12 protein-coding genes and 1 pseudogene are annotated in these 16,256 nt (G+C 73.9%); 8 read left to right on the top strand and 5 right to left on the bottom strand.

What is annotated here, in order from left to right:
* Positions 1 to 19: 19 nt before the first annotated feature.
* Positions 20 to 670, bottom strand: a complete 651-nt coding sequence (locus tag O7619_RS13100) for a class I SAM-dependent methyltransferase (RefSeq protein WP_282287959.1) — start codon at positions 668 to 670, stop codon at positions 20 to 22.
* 85 nt (positions 671 to 755) lie between these two features.
* Here O7619_RS13100 and O7619_RS13105 point away from each other — a divergent pair, with 85 nt between their 5' ends.
* The 3 genes from O7619_RS13105 (at position 756) to O7619_RS13115 (ending at position 4,001) form a co-directional block, all read left to right on the top strand.
* Positions 756 to 1,691 (top strand): AraC family transcriptional regulator, encoded by a 936-nt coding sequence (locus tag O7619_RS13105; protein WP_282287962.1) that lies wholly within the window; start codon positions 756 to 758, stop codon positions 1,689 to 1,691.
* 197 nt (positions 1,692 to 1,888) lie between these two features.
* On the top strand, positions 1,889 to 3,598 hold the full coding sequence (locus tag O7619_RS13110; protein ID WP_282287964.1) for a DUF1996 domain-containing protein: 1,710 nt from the start codon (positions 1,889 to 1,891) through the stop codon (positions 3,596 to 3,598).
* Positions 3,599 to 3,623: 25 nt separating this feature from the next.
* Complete coding sequence (locus O7619_RS13115; RefSeq protein ID WP_282287966.1) at positions 3,624 to 4,001, top strand: UBP-type zinc finger domain-containing protein; 378 nt, start codon at positions 3,624 to 3,626, stop codon at positions 3,999 to 4,001.
* Positions 4,002 to 4,029: 28 nt separating this feature from the next.
* Here O7619_RS13115 and O7619_RS13120 read toward each other — a convergent pair whose 3' ends face one another.
* Entirely contained in the window at positions 4,030 to 6,492 is a 2,463-nt protein-coding gene (locus O7619_RS13120; protein ID WP_282287968.1) for a helix-turn-helix domain-containing protein, read from the bottom strand.
* Between the two features lie 286 nt (positions 6,493 to 6,778).
* Here O7619_RS13120 and O7619_RS13125 point away from each other — a divergent pair, with 286 nt between their 5' ends.
* The gene (locus tag O7619_RS13125) at positions 6,779 to 8,053 is read left to right on the top strand and encodes a hypothetical protein (RefSeq protein ID WP_282287970.1); all 1,275 of its coding nucleotides are present in this window, start codon (positions 6,779 to 6,781) and stop codon (positions 8,051 to 8,053) included.
* 72 nt (positions 8,054 to 8,125) lie between these two features.
* On the opposite strand, the pseudogene O7619_RS13130 reads toward O7619_RS13125, so the two are convergent.
* Both O7619_RS13130 and O7619_RS13135 read right to left on the bottom strand, forming a co-directional pair.
* Positions 8,126 to 9,049, bottom strand: a pseudogene (locus O7619_RS13130) (glycosyltransferase family 2 protein); the annotation flags it as partial.
* Positions 9,050 to 9,074: 25 nt separating this feature from the next.
* Positions 9,075 to 10,898 carry a hypothetical protein gene (locus O7619_RS13135; RefSeq protein WP_282287972.1) on the bottom strand — a complete coding sequence of 608 codons (1,824 nt, stop codon included), beginning with the start codon at positions 10,896 to 10,898 and terminating at the stop codon, positions 9,075 to 9,077.
* A gap of 253 nt (positions 10,899 to 11,151) precedes the next feature.
* Here O7619_RS13135 and O7619_RS13140 point away from each other — a divergent pair, with 253 nt between their 5' ends.
* Positions 11,152 to 12,402 (top strand): cellulose-binding domain-containing protein, encoded by a 1,251-nt coding sequence (locus O7619_RS13140; protein WP_282287974.1) that lies wholly within the window; start codon positions 11,152 to 11,154, stop codon positions 12,400 to 12,402.
* Between the two features lie 60 nt (positions 12,403 to 12,462).
* Here the strand turns inward: O7619_RS13140 and O7619_RS13145 are convergent, their stop codons facing one another.
* Positions 12,463 to 12,837, bottom strand: a complete 375-nt coding sequence (locus tag O7619_RS13145) for a YciI family protein (protein WP_282287976.1) — start codon at positions 12,835 to 12,837, stop codon at positions 12,463 to 12,465.
* 166 nt (positions 12,838 to 13,003) lie between these two features.
* Here O7619_RS13145 and O7619_RS13150 point away from each other — a divergent pair, with 166 nt between their 5' ends.
* From O7619_RS13150 to O7619_RS13160, 3 genes are all read left to right on the top strand, one after another.
* Positions 13,004 to 13,669: a GntR family transcriptional regulator gene (locus O7619_RS13150; protein WP_282287978.1), complete on the top strand. Its 666-nt coding sequence runs from the start codon at positions 13,004 to 13,006 to the stop codon at positions 13,667 to 13,669.
* A 66-nt stretch (positions 13,670 to 13,735) separates the two neighbouring features.
* Positions 13,736 to 15,529, top strand: a complete 1,794-nt coding sequence (gene atzF, locus O7619_RS13155; protein ID WP_282287980.1) for an allophanate hydrolase — start codon at positions 13,736 to 13,738, stop codon at positions 15,527 to 15,529.
* A 33-nt stretch (positions 15,530 to 15,562) separates the two neighbouring features.
* Positions 15,563 to 16,252 (top strand): isochorismatase family cysteine hydrolase, encoded by a 690-nt coding sequence (locus O7619_RS13160; protein WP_282287982.1) that lies wholly within the window; start codon positions 15,563 to 15,565, stop codon positions 16,250 to 16,252.
* The last annotated feature ends 4 nt before the right edge of the window (positions 16,253 to 16,256 follow it).

Here is a 16,256-nt window from a genome sequence, read left to right on the forward strand (position 1 = left end):
TCGCCGAACCCGGCGTCGGTCAGGAGCGTGACGAGGCCGTTGCCGTGATTGCGGGCCACCACCGGCTGTGCGCGACCCGGGAACGCATGGGACGGGTCAGGGCCCGGAACGGGCGGTGACCGTGGCCGGGTGCGGGGTGCCCGGCATCCTCGGCGGTGGATGCCGGGCCGCCGAGGTCGACGATCGTGACCTTTCCTCCCGGCCGGAGAGCACGCCGCGCGTCGCGCGCGAACGCGACCCGACCGTCGTCGTCGACGTGGTGCAGGGCCAGCGACGACACCACATGGTCGAGCGAGGCGTCCGCGGCGGGGAGCCGGTCGGCGTACCCCTGGACGAGGGTGAGACCGACGCGGCGGCGGCGCGCCTTGCGGGCCGCCCTGCGGAGGGCGTCCGCGTCGGGATCGAGACCGGTGACCTGCGCGTCCGGCCGGGCGGCGAGCACGGCGAACGACAGGTTGCCCGTGCCGCAACCGACGTCGACCACGGCCTGGCCGGGTTCGATGCCGGCCAGTTCGACCGCGCGTTCGTGCAGCGCGCGGATGCCGGCCACGCGGCTGAAGGTGTCGTAGAGCGGCAGGAGCCAGGTCTTGCCCGCGCCGGGCAGGAACGCGCGGTCGCGCTCCTGCGGCGTTCGCTCGTCGAGGATGCGGACGTGGGTCGGAGCTGCCATCGATGCCTCCTGGTGACGGGCCGGGTCGGCCACCTCCGAGTCTTGGACTTTCCGGGGTTGTCGTGCAGGACCTAACGTGGCAATCGTGGGACATTCTTCGGTAGGTGACCCGCCGGATGCCGCGCGGGGGCTGCGCGCCGTGCGGCCCGACGGGACGCCCGTCTACCGATACCGGCAGCGTCCCGGCCGACCCGCCGTCTCGGTGACCCGCTTCGATCCGGAAGCCTCCCGGGCGAGCCTCCCGCCGGCGCACCGGCACGCCCACGACTTCCTCGTCCTGATCCATGTCGAGGAGGGCGCGGGCGCGTTCACCGTCGACGGCGTCGAACGGCCGCTGCGCGCCGGCGAGGTATACGCGGTGTCGCCCGGGCAGGTCATCGGCGTGGCGGTCGCGGCCGAACTCGCCCGCGGTCGCGCGTGGGCGGTCGCGTTCATCCCGGACGCCGTCCCGGCGCTGTCCTCGGTCTCCCCGCTGGCCTGGGCGCACCATCCGCTCCTGGCCCTGTTCGCGTCCGGCACGGGTCACGGCCGGATCGCCGAGCCCGACCGGGCGACCTGGTCGGCGTGGCTGGCGGACCTGGCCGGGGAACTCGCCGACCCGGACCGTGTGGGCGCCCGCGAGGCCGTCGGCGCCCTGCTCACCCGGCTCCTGGTCGCGTCGGCGCGACTCGCGCCCGACGCCGCGGCCACGCCGGATCCGCTCGTGGAGCGGGTCTTCACCGAGATCGACGCGACGTTCCGCGAACCGGTCTCCGCCGCCGACATCGCCCGCACGATCGGCTACACGCCGGGTCACCTGACGACCGTCGTCCGCCGCCGCACCGGCCGCCCACTGCTCGAATGGCTCACCGAACGGCGCATGATCGAGGTCCGTCGGATGCTGCGCGAGACCGACCTGCCGCTCGACGTCGTGGCGGCCCGGACCGGCCTGCGCGACGCCACCTATCTCGTCCGTCGCTTCCGCGAGCGCTACGGCATCACGCCCCAGCGGTGGCGTCGCAGCCAGCGAACCTGGTCGTGACCGTGGCTCGTGCGCGGTCGCGCCGACGGGCCGATGGTGCAGTTCTTACCGATCGGTGACGCGCCGGGAAAAGCTGATCGGCCGCACCCGGCCCGGCCGTACCCGAACGCGACGGCCGGAGCACCGGAAGGGCCGGCCCAGGCGACCGAGGAGAAGACGACATGAGAAGGCATTACGGCAGGCGACCGTCGGGCGGCGTGACACCCACCCGGGTCGTCGCGGTCGCGGTGGTGCTCGCCGCGACGGCCGCGCTGACGGCCACGTTCGTCTCCAGCGGCGGTAAGGGCACCGCGGACGCGGCGACGAACCTGTCGTCCTTCGTTCCGATCGAACGGGTCAGGCCGAACGTGGTCCGGCCCCGGACCGGGCCGGACGCCTCGACCGGCCGGTTCACCGTCGACTGCGGGACCAACGGCAACCGCAAGTTCAGCCCGGACAACCCGGTCGCCCAACCCGGGGTGCGCAACGGCGCCGAGCACGTGCACGACTTCGTCGGCAACCTCGCCATCACCGCGAACTCCTCGGACGCCGACCTGGACACCTCGGGCACCACCTGCGTCAACGGTGACAAGTCCTCGTACTTCTGGCCGGTGGTGCGGATCGACCGCTCGGTGCGCGCCGACGGCAGGGACATCCAGCGGGCGCTGGCCGCCACCTCGGGCACGGTGGTCTGCCCGTCCGTGCGTGACCGCCTCCCCGCCGTGCCCACCGGGGCGAAGGCGGTGGTCGACCGTCAGTTGGCCGACCTGGAACGGTACCGGGTCGCCGCCGACCGGCGCGTAACGGCCACCCGCGGCGTGCACGTCCAGCTCAACAACGACGTGTTGCAGTGGCTGCGGACGCGCCGTGCGGCCTCGCTGGCCGCGATCGGCGACACGATCCGTCGGGCCGGCGGGCAGCACCCGGCCCGGCTGCGCTCGCTCACCGACTGTGATGTCAGCTACGACGCCATCCACGGCCGTCTGCACGGCGGGCACACCACCGCCCCGAGGTCGGCCACCCCGCAGGTGACCTGCCCGTCCGTACGGGATCGTCTGCCCGGCGTGCCCCGGTCGGCCCTCGCCGAGGTCGACCGTGGCCTCGGTGAACTCGACCGGCAGATCTCCGAGGCGAACCAACGCCTGGTCACCAGCCGCGGCGAAGGGGGCGCCGGCTTCGTCGAGAACGCCGTCCTCGGCCCACTGAGGGCCAAGCGGACCGCCGTCCTCGACCGGATCGCCATCGCCATCGGCCGCGCAGGCGCCCGTCCCCAGGGCCTCGACGCCCTCGCCACGTGCACCCTCGACCAGCGCGGCGGCCAACCGTCCACGGCCCCGACCGGCAGCGCGAGCCCGCTCCCCGACCCGCAGGGCGCGAACCTGGAACTCCCCAACAACACCGGCGAGATCCTGCGACCGGCGTCGGTCCTCATCGAATACCGCGGCAACCCGGTCGGCAAGGTCGTGCCGATGCCCAAGTTCCTGCGCGAGCTGACCGGCGACGCCAAGCCCACAAGCCGCGGCCCCGCCAACGCCCGCGCCACCTGGACCTGCTCCGGGTTCACCGACCGGCTCTCCGACAGGTATCCGATCTGCCCGCCCGGCCGGCAGGTGCAACGGGTCCAGGACTTCCCCGGCTGCTGGGACGGCGCGAACACCGACAGCGCCAACCACCGCGACCACGTCGCGTTCGCCGACCGGGCCACCGGCGCCTGCCCGCAGGGCTTCGTCGCGATCCCGCAGCTCCGGATCACGATCTCCTACGACATCCCGCGGAACGTGCAGCTCAAGGGAGAGTACGCCCTCGACTCCTTCCCGGAGGAGAACCACAACCCCTTCTCCGACCACAACGACTTCGTCAACGTCAACTCCGCCCGGACCATGCAGCACATCGCCACCTGCCTGAACAAGGGCAGAAACTGCCGATGACCGCACCCGTGGGTAGGCTCCGGAGATGGACAACCCATCCCGGCCGGACCCGTCGGCCGAAACCGCGGCGATCAACCCTGCCGCGCCGCCGAGCGGAACGGGCTGCCTCGAGTGCGAGTCCGCCGGCGGTTGGTGGTTCCACCTGCGCCGCTGCGCCGCCTGCGGCCACGTCGGTTGCTGCGACTCGTCGCCGGGCCAGCACGCGACCGCGCACGCGGCCACCTCGGGTCACCCGCTCGTCCAGAGCTTCGAGCCCGGCGAGTCGTGGTTCTGGGACTACGCCCACGACAAGCTCCACGCCGACGGGCCGGAGCTGGCCGAGCCGCACGCGCGCCCGCTCGACCAGCCCGCCCCGGGCCCCCGGGGCCGGGTGCCGCAGGACTGGAAGGCCCGGCTGCACTGACGGTGAGGCCGACCGGGTCGACCGGGCGTCAGGAGGGCACGTCCGTCGCCGGCCGGGCGTCGGGTGCGCCTCCCGACGCCCGCCCGGCGTCCGACGTCCGGGCCATCCGCTCGCGTACCCCTTCGACGTCCGGATGGCCCAGGCCGTCGAGGATGACCAGGGCCCGCCGCCAGGTGCGGAGCGCGCCGGCCCGGTCACCCGAGGAGTGCCGGCAGTCACCGAGCCGGGTCAACGTGTCCGCCTCGTCGTAGCGGTCGCCGATTCGCTGATAGAGCGTCAGCGCCCGGCCGAAGCACCGGATCGCCCGGCGGTGGTGTCCGAGCCGCTCGTGAATGAGGCCGAGGCTGTCCCAGGTGTTCGCCTCCCCGTGCCGGTCGTCGGTGCGGCGCAGCAGCGCCAACGCCTGCTCGCAGTGCTCGCGCGCCGCGCCGTACCGGCCGAGCCGGGCGTGCGCCCAGCCCATCGCGTTGCGGGCGCTGCCCTGCCCGGCCTGGTGGCCGGTGCGCTGATAGAGCGCCAGCGCCCGCCCCGCGTGGTGCAGCGACTCCTCGTACCGGCCCAGCGCGTCCAGCATGGCGCCGAACGCCCGGTGGGTGCGGGCCTGCCCGCTGTCGTCGCCCAGGTCGGCGAAGAGCGCCAGCGCGTGGCGGTAGTGGCCGGCGGCCTCCTCCTCCTGACCCAGACGCACGAGGGCGCGGGCAAGGTCGCGGTGGGCGTTGGCCTGGCCGGCGCGTTCACCCGCCCGCCGCGCCGCGGTCAGGGCGGTCCGCTGGGCGTCGGCCAGGTCCGACCAGCGCCCCTGGCGTTGCAGGAAGTCCACCAGGGTCCGGGCGAGCCGCCAGGCGTGACCGTCGCACCGGGTGCGCCCGGCGTACACCACCGCCGCCAGGAGTACGCGGTACTCGGTGTGGAACCAGGCGAGCGCGTGCGCCGGGTCGGTGATCTCCTCGGGCACCACCCCGGGCGGGACGTCGTCGAGCGGGACCGGATCCCAGCCCGGTTGCAGCAGCACCGCGGCGGCGTGCGCGGAGCGCAGACAGTGGTCCAGTCCACGCCGGATCGCCGCCTGCCGCTCGTCGTCCGGGTCGAGCCGTTCGGTCAGCTCGGCCGCGTACGCCCGCAGCAGGTCGTGTGCGCCGAACCGGCCGGGGGCGTGCTCGGTGAGCAGGTGCGCGTGGGCCAGCTCGGCCAGCAGCCGGGGCATCCGGTCGCGGGGCAGACCGGCCAGGCTGGCCGCCGCCGGGACTCCGATGTCCGGGCCCGGATGGCAGCCGATCAGCCGGAACAGCCGCGCCGCCGGCGGGGTCAGGCTCCGGTACGACCAGGAGAAGACCGCCTGCACGTCGGTGCCGGCGTCCCCGGTGTCGAACACGTCCGACAGCCGGGCCGCCTCGCGCAGTTCGGCGGCGAGGGTGGCGAGTGGAAAGGCCGGGTGCGCCGCGCCCCGGGCGGCGAGCACCGCCAGCGCCAGCGGCAGCCGCGCGCAGCGCTCGACCATCTCGTCCACGGCCTGCGGCTCGACCGTCAACCGGTCCGCGCCCAGCCGCCGGGCCAGCAACTGCCACGACTCGGCGGCGCTGAGCAGCCCCACCGGGACCGACCGGGCGCCCTCGGCCGCGATCAGACCGGCGAGCCGGTTGCGGCTGGTGACCAGGACCAGGCAACCCGGGCTGCCCGGCAGCAGGGGCCGGACCTGCTCGACGTCGCGGGCGTTGTCCAGCAGCACCAGGATCCGGCGGTCGGCGAGCAGGCTGCGGTAGAGGCCGACCTGCGCGGACAGGTGCACGGGCATCCGCTCCGGTGGCACCCCGAGCGCCTCCAGGAAGCCGTGGACCGCCTCCGCCGGGGTCACCACCGTCCCGGTGGCGTCGAACCCCCGCAGGTCCACGTAGAGCTGGCCGTCCGGGAACCGGTCGGCGGCGTCCCGCGCCCAGTGCACCGCGAGGGTCGTCTTGCCCACCCCGGCGGTGCCCGACAGGACCACGATCGTCGAGGTGGGTCCACCGTCCGCCGGCCCGTCCCGGCCGTCGCCGGCGTCCAGCCGGGCCAGGTGCGCCGCACGGCCGACGAAACCGGGCAGGGCCGGCGGCAACTGGCGGGGTACGGGCAGTCGTGCCGGCCGGGAGCGCGCCCGCCCGCCGCCGGCCCGTACGGCGGGTGTCTCCTCCCGGTCCGGCTGCCGTCGCGCCTCCTCCACCCGGTCCCGCGCGGTGGCCAGCGCCCCCTGCTCGGCGGCGGTGGCCCCGAGCAGCCGGATCAGGATGTCGAACCGTTCCGTCGGCGGCAGGATGTTCCCGGCGAAGTACTCTCCGATCACCCCTCGCGACCAGCCGGTCTTCGCCGCCAGTTGCCGGTACGTCAACTGGGTCTCGCCCTGCTGCCGGGCCTCCCGGCGGCGCAGCTCGCGCAGCAGGCCAGCCAGTTCCGGCACGGTCCGGGCCGACTCGGCGGCGTGGATCAGTGGACTCGCGGAGCGGTCCGTCGCGGTCACGACCGGCGGTGTTCTCCGGGCACCACGACGCGCCACCTGATCGGACATCCGGCCTCCCCACTGGCCCCACCCGGCCGCCCACCGCGAGGTTAGGGCGGCCCACGCGCATCCTCATAGACCGAGGCTGATGTATGACAGTTCCCCTCCCGAAGGACGGGATCCGGACCGTCCGTGTCCGGCGGTGTCCAGCCGAGTCCAGGATGCGCGGCCGGGCACCGGCGACCCGTGCCACCGTCCCGGTGCGGGTTCGGCCCGTGCCTTGCCACCTGGGGAAAGGGAGCACCTGATGAGTCACCGACCACTGAGCACGCGGGGCGGACTGCTGCGTCGCGCCGCCGTCGCGGCGTTCGGCCTGGCGCTGCTCGCCACGGGCGTGTCCGCCGCGCCGGCCGCCGCCGCGCCGGCCGACAAGACGGTCACCACCCGGTCGTTCGTGGACAACACGCCGGCGCCGGCCGGCTTCGCCTCCTGGGCGGAGCTGTTCCGGGTGCAGCAGCGGATGAACACCGCCGCCGCGCGGATCGAGCGGGCGGCGCGACGGGGGCCGGACTCCGGGTTCGCCGGCGTCGTCGCCGACCCCACCACCCGACAACTGCGGGTCTACTGGAAGGGCGCGGCGCCCGCCGGCCTGCTGGCCGACGCCCGCAGCGTCGTACCGACCCGGGTGCTGCCCGCCGCGTACTCGCAGCGGGAGCTGGCGGTGGCGGCGGCCCGGCTGCGCGCCGCGGCCGGGAGCGAGGTCACCACGGTCGGGCCGCGCGCCGACGGCGCCGGCCTGCTCGTCGGTACGCAGGACGGGCTGCTCGGCGCGGCGAGCCTCGCCGGCGTCCCGGTGACCGTGCAGACCGGCGTCGCCGCCGCGCCCGCCACCCGGTGGGACGACTCGCCGCCGTGGTGGGGCGGCGCGGCGTGGCGTAACGCGACCACCGGCGGCGGCTGCTCGACCGGCTTCGGCGTCTTCCAAGGCGGGGTGTCGCGGGTGCTCTCCGCCGCGCACTGCGGCAACCTGAACAACGTCGCCACCGACCCGACCGGGCAGACGATCGGCATCGTCGGCACCCGCAACGTCGGCACCGACACGCTGCTGCTCGCGGGCAGCGGGGGCGGCCGGGTCTTCAACAACACCACCGACGCGGCCGGCGCGGTGACGAGCGAGTTCAGCAACCAGGTGATCGGCGCGCTCGCCAGCCAGGTCGGCAACTTCGTGTGCACCTCCGGCGCCTACTCCGGCACCCGGTGCTCGATCCAGGTCAAGGCCCGGGACCTGTGCATCAACATCCGCAACTTCGGCACGGTCTGCGGCCAGGTGCAGGCGGAGAGCACCACCCGCACCAACGCGGTCGGCCAGGGCGACAGCGGCGGCCCGGTGGAGATCGTGAACGGGGCGAACACCACCCAGGTCTACGCCACCGGCACGAACTCCGCCATCGACGACACCAACACCGCGACGACCTGCACCGGCTACGTCCCCACCGGCCGGGTCTGCGCGTGGCGGATGTACTACGAGGACATCTTCTCCGGCCTGGCCGGAGTCGGCGCCTCGGGGGTGGTGCTGGGCTGACCCCCGGGCGTGACGCCCGATCCGATGACCCGGCCGGTACGCGCTGCGCGTACCGGCCGGGGCTCACCGCTCGGCCGGACGCTCGGTCTCCTGCACCAGATAGTGCGGCCGGCGCTTGGTCTCGTAGTAGATCCGGCCGATGTACTCCCCGATCACACCCAGGAGCATCATCTGGATGCCGCCGAGCCCGATCACGCTCACGATGATCGTGGTGTAGCCGGGGACGTCGATGCCCTTCTCGACGGCGTCCGCGACCACCCAGGCCATGTAGACCACCGCGATGAGGGTGAGGAACAGGCCGCCGTAGATCGCCAGGCGCAGTGGCCGGTTGTTGAACGACAGCAGGCCGTCGAACGCGTAGTTGAAGAGCTTGCCGAACGTCCACCGGCTCCGCCCCGCCTGCCGGACCTCGTTGCGGTGCGCCACCACCACGGTCCGGAAGCCGATCCAGGAGAACATGCCCTTGGAGAACCGGTTGTATTCCGGCATGGTCAGGATCGCGTCCACCGCGAGCCGGGACAGCAGCCGGAAGTCACCCGCCCCGTCCAGCAGGCGCACGTCGATCCACCAGTTGATGGCCCGGTAGAACGACCGCGAGGCCAGCGTGCGGACGAACCGGTCACCGTGCCGGTCCCGGCGGGCGATCACCTGGTCGAAGCCCTGCCGGTAGAGCGTCACCATCTCGGGCAGCAGCCGCGGCGGGTGCTGGAGGTCGGCGTCCATGATGACGACCGCGTCGCCGGTGGCCCGCCGCAGGCCGGCGAGCATCGCCGCCTCCTTGCCGAAGTTGCGGCTCAGCGACGTGTAGTGGACGCGTCCATCGGCGGCGGCGAGCCGGCGCAGCGCGGCCAGGGTGCCGTCGGTGCTGCCGTCGTCGACGTACACCACCTCGATCTCCACGTCGGGCAGCCCGGCGAGCGCGGCGTGCACCGTCTCGTGCAACCGTTCCACCGACGCTTCCTCGTTGAAGCAGGGCACCACGATCGACAACCGCATGGCCGCCGTCCCGGCGCCGTCCCGGTCAGAGGCGGTAGACGAGCGCGCCATCGAGTTCCTCCCGGGTGATGCCCAGTCCGTCGACGGGTCGCGTCTCGATGCCCTCCCACGGCGTCCCCGCGGCCCGGCCCGGAACGGCCACCACCGAGCGCACGCCGATCCCGCGCAGGTACGCCACGCTGCCCGGGTCGGGGAAGGACGCGATGGCGGCCTTGGTCTGTGCCTGGCTGACCGGCTCGAAGCCGGCCAACCCGTTCGTCACCCGGGGGAATCCCTCTGTCGTCCACAGCATGTACGTCAGGTCGCCCACTCCGCCGGCGGGCAGCACCAGGATCGGTTCCGGCGCGGCCCGCATCGCCGCCGGCGGCGTCGGCACGGTCGGGTGGGGTGTGGTGTTGACCCCCTCCGCGGTGACCAGGCCCAGTGGCACCAGCAGGAGCAGCGGCATGAGGATCCGCGCGATACGGCCGGGGGTGTGCCGCCCCGGCGACCCGTCCGGCGCGGTCGCTTGGGTGTGCCGGCCCGGCGACTCGGCCAGCGCGGTCACCAGCCCGGCGGCCAGCAGGGCCAGCAGCAGGCTGGTCCAGTGCATCATCCGGCCCGGGGTGCGCAGCGCGTCCCAGCCCGGCAGGTGCGTGGACAACGTCAGGTAGCCGGGGTCCCCGTCCCCGCCGAGCGTGGCGCCCAGGCCCAGCAGCACCGTGCCGAGCACGCCGAGTCCGAGCGCGATCCGGCGTCGCAGCGGGTACGCCGAGACGATCAGCCCGGCCGCGGCCAGCCCGAGCACCGTCATCCCCGGCAGCAGCGCCATCTCCGGCGGCCAGCTCAACTGCTCGCGCGCGGCGGCGTGCCGCTCGCCCCACATCCACGAGTCGGCCGGTGCGGTGAGGAAACCCATCAACGGTGGGGAGAACATCTTCGTCCAGTCCAACGTCCGTTGGGCCTGCGGGTTGAGGTCGACCACGCGCAGGAAGACCAGGCCCAGCAGCAGCGTCACGGTGCCGAACACGGCCCCGCCGGCCAGATCCGCGAGCAGCAGCCGGCGGCCGAACGGCGGGCGTTCCCGCCGCCGCCACCAGGACCAGCCGTAGCCGCCGGCGGCCACCAGCACCGCGGCCAGCAGGAAGTAGACGAGCGGCAACCCGATGCCGAAGCCGAGGGTGACCTGCCAGGCGGCGACGAGCCACCCGGCCAGCGCCCAGCCGGGTCGTCGCCGCTCCGGCCGGTATCCGTGGCGCATTGACCAGCCGTGACCCCGGGCCAGCATCGCCAGCGACAGGGCGATGCCGCCGCTGGACAGGATGTTCAGGTGGCCGGAGTGGGCCAGCCGCCACGGCGCGAAGGCCCAGGCGATCCCGGCGACCGCGCCGCCCCACCGGTTCGCCCCGAGCTGCCGCGCCAGCGCGTACGCCCCGAAGCACGCGAGCGCGTGCAGCAGCACGTACAGCACGTTGTACCGGACCAGAGCCGCCTCGAATCCGGATCCGAGCATCCCGATCGGGGCATATCCGAGAAGCGTGTCGCTGTAGGCGTATGTGTATCTCTCGGGATAGAACGTGTTCGAATGCCAGAGATTGAGGGGCTCGTTGAGCAAGGCGTGTCCCGCCCAGGCGACCTGCCACGCCTGCAACGTCGGGTCGCCGAGATCGCCCGGGATCGTGGTCGCCGGGTGTCGCAACGTCGGCCACGTCAGCACCACCGCCAGCAGCAGGCTGGCCAGGGCCGCGACGACCCATTCGGGACGCGGCCGGCGTCGCCGGTCAGGCCCGCTCGGTGACGCTCCGGCGGGGGTCTGTTCGGGGCTCGCGCTCTCGGTGGTGGGTCGAGCGTCGGCGGACCGGGCATTCATGGAATCGATGCTCCGAGATGCTATTGACGATGTCGATCAGTGTCCGAAGTGTGGACCAGGCTGCTTGATTGAATAGCAATATGTCAATAGATTGAGGGCGGGCACCGCCCGAGCCGGGCACATCGGTCATAGCACCGACCAACCGCTGTGGCGCACCGCCGCGCCGCCACCGCAGCGCGTCGACGCACCGCGTCCGTCCAGGACACGCGCCGCCGTGCCGCTACCGCCCCGCTCGATGGCAGAAGGACCCTCCATGACGATTCTCCGTGCCCGCCCCGCCCCGACCCTGGCCGCCGCAGCCGCGCTGGCCGCCGCCGTGGCCGCGACCGGAACGGCCCTGATCACCGGCCCGGCCGCCGCCGCGCAGGGGTGCCGGGTCGACTACACGACCAACCAGTGGCCCGGCGGCTTCACCGCCAACATCAAGGTTTCCCCCGGCGACACCGCCGTCTCCAGTTGGACCGTCACCTGGACGTACGGCGGGGACCAGCGCGTCACGAACGGCTGGAACGCCACGGTCAGCCAGTCCGGGACGACGGTGACCGCACGTAACGTCTCGTACAACGGCAGCATCCCGGCCGGCGGTTCCACCGAGTTCGGCGTGCAGGGCACGTTCGCCTCCGGTGGCGGCGCACCCACCGGCTTCACCCTGAACGGCGTGCCGTGCAACGGCGCCGGACCGACCGGCGCCCCCACCACGACGGCACCGACCACCGCGCCCCCGACGACCGCGCCGCCGACCACGGCCCCGCCGACCACGGCGCCGCCCACCACGGTCCCGCCCACGACGGCGCCGCCGACCACCGAGCCGCCGGTCGGGTGCGCCGGGGCGGTGCTCTGCGACGGCTTCGAGAACCAGACCGGTTCGACGCCGTCCGGCGACTGGAGCGTGGTGAACCCGGACTGCTCCGGCGCCGGCACGGCCACCATCGACACGACCACCACCCACAGCGGCAGCCGGGCGGTCCGGATCAACGGCGCCGCCGGATACTGCAACCACGTCTTCATCCGGTCCACGAAGAACCTCGGCAGCGTGGGCAGTGTCCGGTACGCCCGGATCTGGGTGCGGCACACCACCGCCCAGCCCACCGACCACACCACCATGCTGGCGATGACCGACGCCGCCGACGGCAACAAGGACCTGCGGATGGGCGGCCAGAACGGCGCCATGCAGTGGAACCGCGCCTCCGACGACGCGACCCTGCCCGAGCAGAGCCCGGCCGGGGTGGCGCAGAGCCTGCCGCTGCCCACCAACCGGTGGGCCTGCCTGGAGTTCATGGTCGACGGCTCGGCCGGTCAGCTCCGTACCTGGCTGGACGGGTCCGCGGTCGCCGGGCTGACCGCGGACGGCACACCGACGCACGACATCGACGGCCAGTGGTACAACCGCACCTGGCGACCGCAGCTCACCGACCTGAAGCTGGGCTGGGAGAGCTACGGCGGCGGATCGGACACCCTCTGGTACGACGATGTCGCGGTCGGGTCCAGCCGGATCGGCTGCTGACCGGGCGGGAGCGCGCGACGGTCGGGGGTGCGCCCGGTGGACGGGGCGCACCCCCGACCGTCACCGTCGCCGGTCGGCCCGGCGCAGCATCGCGTCCAGCTCGGGATCGGGCAGGAGTTCCCGAACCTCCTGCGCGCAGCGGCAGCTCGCGGCGAACCGGGCGGCCCACGCCAGCGCCTCCTCGCGGGACGCCACGTCGACGACCACGAACCCGCCGATGACCTCCTTGGTCTCCGGGTAGGGACCGTCGGTGACCATCCCGTCCGTGGACACGACGCTCGCCTGCTGGCGTTCCAGTCCCGCGCCGAACACGAACACGCCGGCGTCCACGGCCTCCTGGGCCACCGCGTGCGTGGCCTTGCCCACCTCGGGCAACTCCGCGGTGGGGATGTGGTCCATCCCGCCGTCGTCGAACGAGATCAGATATCGCGCCATGCGTCGCTCCCGTCTCCGGGCGACCGTGCCCGGTCGCCCCTCACCTGTGCTACGAACGAGTCACCCCGTATTCGACCCCGGGCCGGCGGAATTCGCTCCCGATCGGCGCGCCCCGCCCGTGCCCGTCCGGTCCGGACGGCGGGGGACAGGTGGCAGACTCGGCGGAGTGAACGACGTGGCCGCATCGCCGACGGATGGCGAGCTGGAGAGTGTCAGCCTGGTGGACCTCGCCGTCACCCGGCTCACCCGGGAGATCCTCAGTGGCCGGAGCGACCCGGGCGAACGCCTGGTGGAGGAGCAGTTGACCCGGCGTCTGGGGATCAGCCGGGCGCCGTTGCGGGAGGCGCTGCGCCTGCTGGCCCAGCAGGGGCTGGTCGAGCACGTGCCCCGTCGGGGAGCCCGGGTCGCCACCCTCTCCGACCGCGACGTGCGGGAGCTGTACGAGCTGCGGGACGTGCTGGAGCGGTTCGCGGTGCGGGCGGGCGTCCCGGTGGGCCGGGAGAGCGACCTGGTCGGCCTGCGGGCGGCGCTGGACCGGATGCGGGAGTCGGTGCGGCTGGGTGACCGGATGGCGGTCGCCGGTGCGCACCGGGCGTTCCACGTCGCGCTCGTGGCGCTCGCCGGCAACCGGCAACTGTCGGCGGTCTACGACTCGATCCTGGTGAAGGTGCAGCTCTACATGGCGGTCAACCTGCGTCGTGAGGCGGAGCTGGCCCAGCCGTCCGACGGGGTGCACCGGCACGAGCGGCTGTTCGAGGCGGTCGCCGGGGGAGATCCGGAGGAGGTGCTCGCCGTGCTCTCCGCGCACGGCGCGCGCTCGTACCTCGGCTAGTCGCGCGTCACGGCGTCGTTACGAACCGCGCTATCGTTCGTAACCATACTGTCGACAATCGACAGTATGGCAGAGCGAATCGGCGCGATCGCGGCGCTCCGGGCGGCGTACCGCAGCGGCGCGACGAACGCCGCCGAACAGGCCGAACACGTCCTGGCCGGGCTCGCCGGGCAGGCCGGCGGGCCGGTCTGGATCAGCACCGTCCCGGCCGACGAGCTGCGGACCCGCGCCGACGCGCTGACCCGCCACCCCGACCCCGCCGCGCTGCCGCTGTACGGGATCCCGTTCGCGGTCAAGGACAACATCGACGTCGCCGGCATGGCCACCACGGCCGGCTGCCCCGACTTCGGCTACCGGGCCACCGAGGACGCGCCGGTGGTGCGCCGGCTGCTCGACGCCGGCGCGATGCTCGTCGGCAAGACCAACCTGGACCAGTTCGCCACCGGCCTAACCGGCTCCCGGTCGCCGTACGGCCGTGGCGAGAGCGTCTTCGGCGGCGGCCTCATCTCCGGGGGCTCCAGCTCCGGATCGGCCGTCGCGGTGGCCGCCGGCCAGGTCAGCTTCGCCCTCGGCACGGACACCGCCGGCTCCGGCCGGGTGCCGGCGGCGATGAACGGCATCGTCGGCCTCAAACCCACCCGGGGGCTGCTCAGCACCGCCGGCGTGGTGCCGGCCTGCCGCTCGCTGGACTGCGTGTCGGTCTTCGCCGCCGACGTCGCGGACGCCGTCGACGTGCTGCACGTCGCCCGGGGCGTCTCGACGGCCGACCCGTGGGGGCGCGAGCTGCCGGCGGACCGGGCGGTCGCCGGCGCGCCGGGAACGCTGCGCCTCGGGGTGCCCGGCGCGGCGGACCTCGACTTCTTCGGCGACGACGGGCAGGCCGACCGGTTCGACGACGGCGTACGGCGACTGGGCGCCCTGGTCGGCGGCGTGCGGCAGGTGCCGCTCGACGTCTTCTTCGAGGCGGGGGACCTGCTCTACCGGGGGCCGTGGGTCGCCGAGCGGCTCGTCGCGCTCGACGGGTTCCTGCGGGCGCACCCCGGGTCGGTCCTCCCGGTCACCCGGACCGTGCTGGAGACCGGGCGGGGCTACGACGCGGTCGACGCCTTCCGGGGCCTGCACCGGCTCCGCGAGCTGGCGGCCCGGGTCGACCGGCTCTGGCGGGAGGTCGACGTGCTCGTGGTGCCCACCGTCGGCACGACGTTCACGCTCGACGAGATCGCCGAGGACCCGATCGGGCGGAACCTGATCCTCGGCCGCTACACCCAGTTCGCGAACCTGCTCGACCTGGCCGCGGTGACCGTACCCAACGGTTTCACCGACGCCGGCCGCCCGGCGAGCCTGACCCTGGTCGGCCCCGCGTTCAGCGACCTCACCCTGGCCCGGCTCGCCGCCGCCCTCACCACCGGGGCCGACCCGGGGGACGGGACCGCGACGCCGGCCCACCCGTCCGGGGAGTTGCTGGTCGCGGTCGTCGGGCGGCACCTGGCCGGCGAGTCCCGCAACGGCGAGCTGACCGGGCTCGGGGCCACCCTGGTCGGCGCGGCCCGGACCGCGCCGCTCTACCGGCTCTACCGGATGGACACCCGGGACGGCGAGGGACTGCCCGGCCTGGTCCGGGCCGCCCCGGGCGGTCCGGACGGGCAGCCGATCGACGTCGAGCTGTGGCGGCTGCCGGCGTCCGCCGTCGGCGCGCTCCTGGCCGGGGTGCCGGCGCCGCTCTCGCTCGGCTGGGTGCGGCTGCACGACGGGCGGAACGTGCTCGGCTTCCTCTGCGAGGCATACGCCGTGGGACCGCAGGTCGAGGACATCAGCGCCACCGGCGGCTGGCGGGCCTACCGCCGCGCCGTCCGGCGGTGAACGGACACCGTGACGAGACAGCAGGGAGTGAGGATGGGCAGCATCGGGCCGGTACCGGCCAATCCCTACCCGTGGCCGTACGACGGCGCGGCGGACACCGCGCGTACCGCTCTGCTCTGCATCGACTGGCAGACCGACTTCTGCGGCCCGGGCGGCTACGTCGACGCGATGGGCTACGACATCGGCCTGACCCGGGCCGGGCTGCCGGCCACCGCCCGGCTGCTGGCGCACGTCCGCTCCCTCGGGATGCTCGTCGTGCACACCCGGGAGGGCCACCAACCCGACCTGGCCGACCTGCCGGCGAACAAGCGCTGGCGCTCGGCGCGGATCGGCGCCGAGATCGGCGCCGCCGGCCCGGCCGGCCGGATCCTGGTCCGGGGCGAACCGGGCTGGGAGATCGTGCCCGAGGTGGCCCCGGCGCCCGGCGAGGTGATCGTCGACAAGCCGGGCAAGGGCGCGTTCTACGCCACCAACCTCGACCTGGTGCTGCGTACCCGGGGCATCACGCACCTGATCCTCACCGGCATCACCACCGACGTGTGCGTGCACACCACCATGCGCGAGGCGAACGACCGGGGGTTCGAGTGCCTGATCCTCTCCGACTGCACCGGCGCGACCGACAAGGCCAACCACGACGCGGCGCTGCACATGGTGACCATGCAGGGCGGCGTCTTCGGCTGCGTCGCCACCTCCGACGACGTCATCGCCGCCACCACAGGATGAGGAG

This window comes from Micromonospora sp. WMMD998, from assembly GCF_029581235.1.
Classification (GTDB): Bacteria; Actinomycetota; Actinomycetes; order Mycobacteriales; family Micromonosporaceae; genus Micromonospora.

Excerpts from the sequence above, each read along its gene's own strand:
- O7619_RS13100 (WP_282287959.1), bottom strand. The coding sequence starts at position 670 with ATGGCAGCTCCGACCCACGTCCGCATCCTCGACGAGCGAACGCCGCAG.
- O7619_RS13115 (WP_282287966.1), top strand. The coding sequence starts at position 3,624 with ATGGACAACCCATCCCGGCCGGACCCGTCGGCCGAAACCGCGGCGATC.
- O7619_RS13125 (WP_282287970.1), top strand. The coding sequence starts at position 6,779 with ATGAGTCACCGACCACTGAGCACGCGGGGCGGACTGCTGCGTCGCGCC.
- O7619_RS13135 (WP_282287972.1), bottom strand. The coding sequence starts at position 10,898 with ATGAATGCCCGGTCCGCCGACGCTCGACCCACCACCGAGAGCGCGAGC.
- O7619_RS13140 (WP_282287974.1), top strand. The coding sequence starts at position 11,152 with ATGACGATTCTCCGTGCCCGCCCCGCCCCGACCCTGGCCGCCGCAGCC.
- O7619_RS13145 (WP_282287976.1), bottom strand. The coding sequence starts at position 12,837 with ATGGCGCGATATCTGATCTCGTTCGACGACGGCGGGATGGACCACATC.
- atzF (WP_282287980.1), top strand. The coding sequence starts at position 13,736 with ATGGCAGAGCGAATCGGCGCGATCGCGGCGCTCCGGGCGGCGTACCGC.
- O7619_RS13160 (WP_282287982.1), top strand. The coding sequence starts at position 15,563 with ATGGGCAGCATCGGGCCGGTACCGGCCAATCCCTACCCGTGGCCGTAC.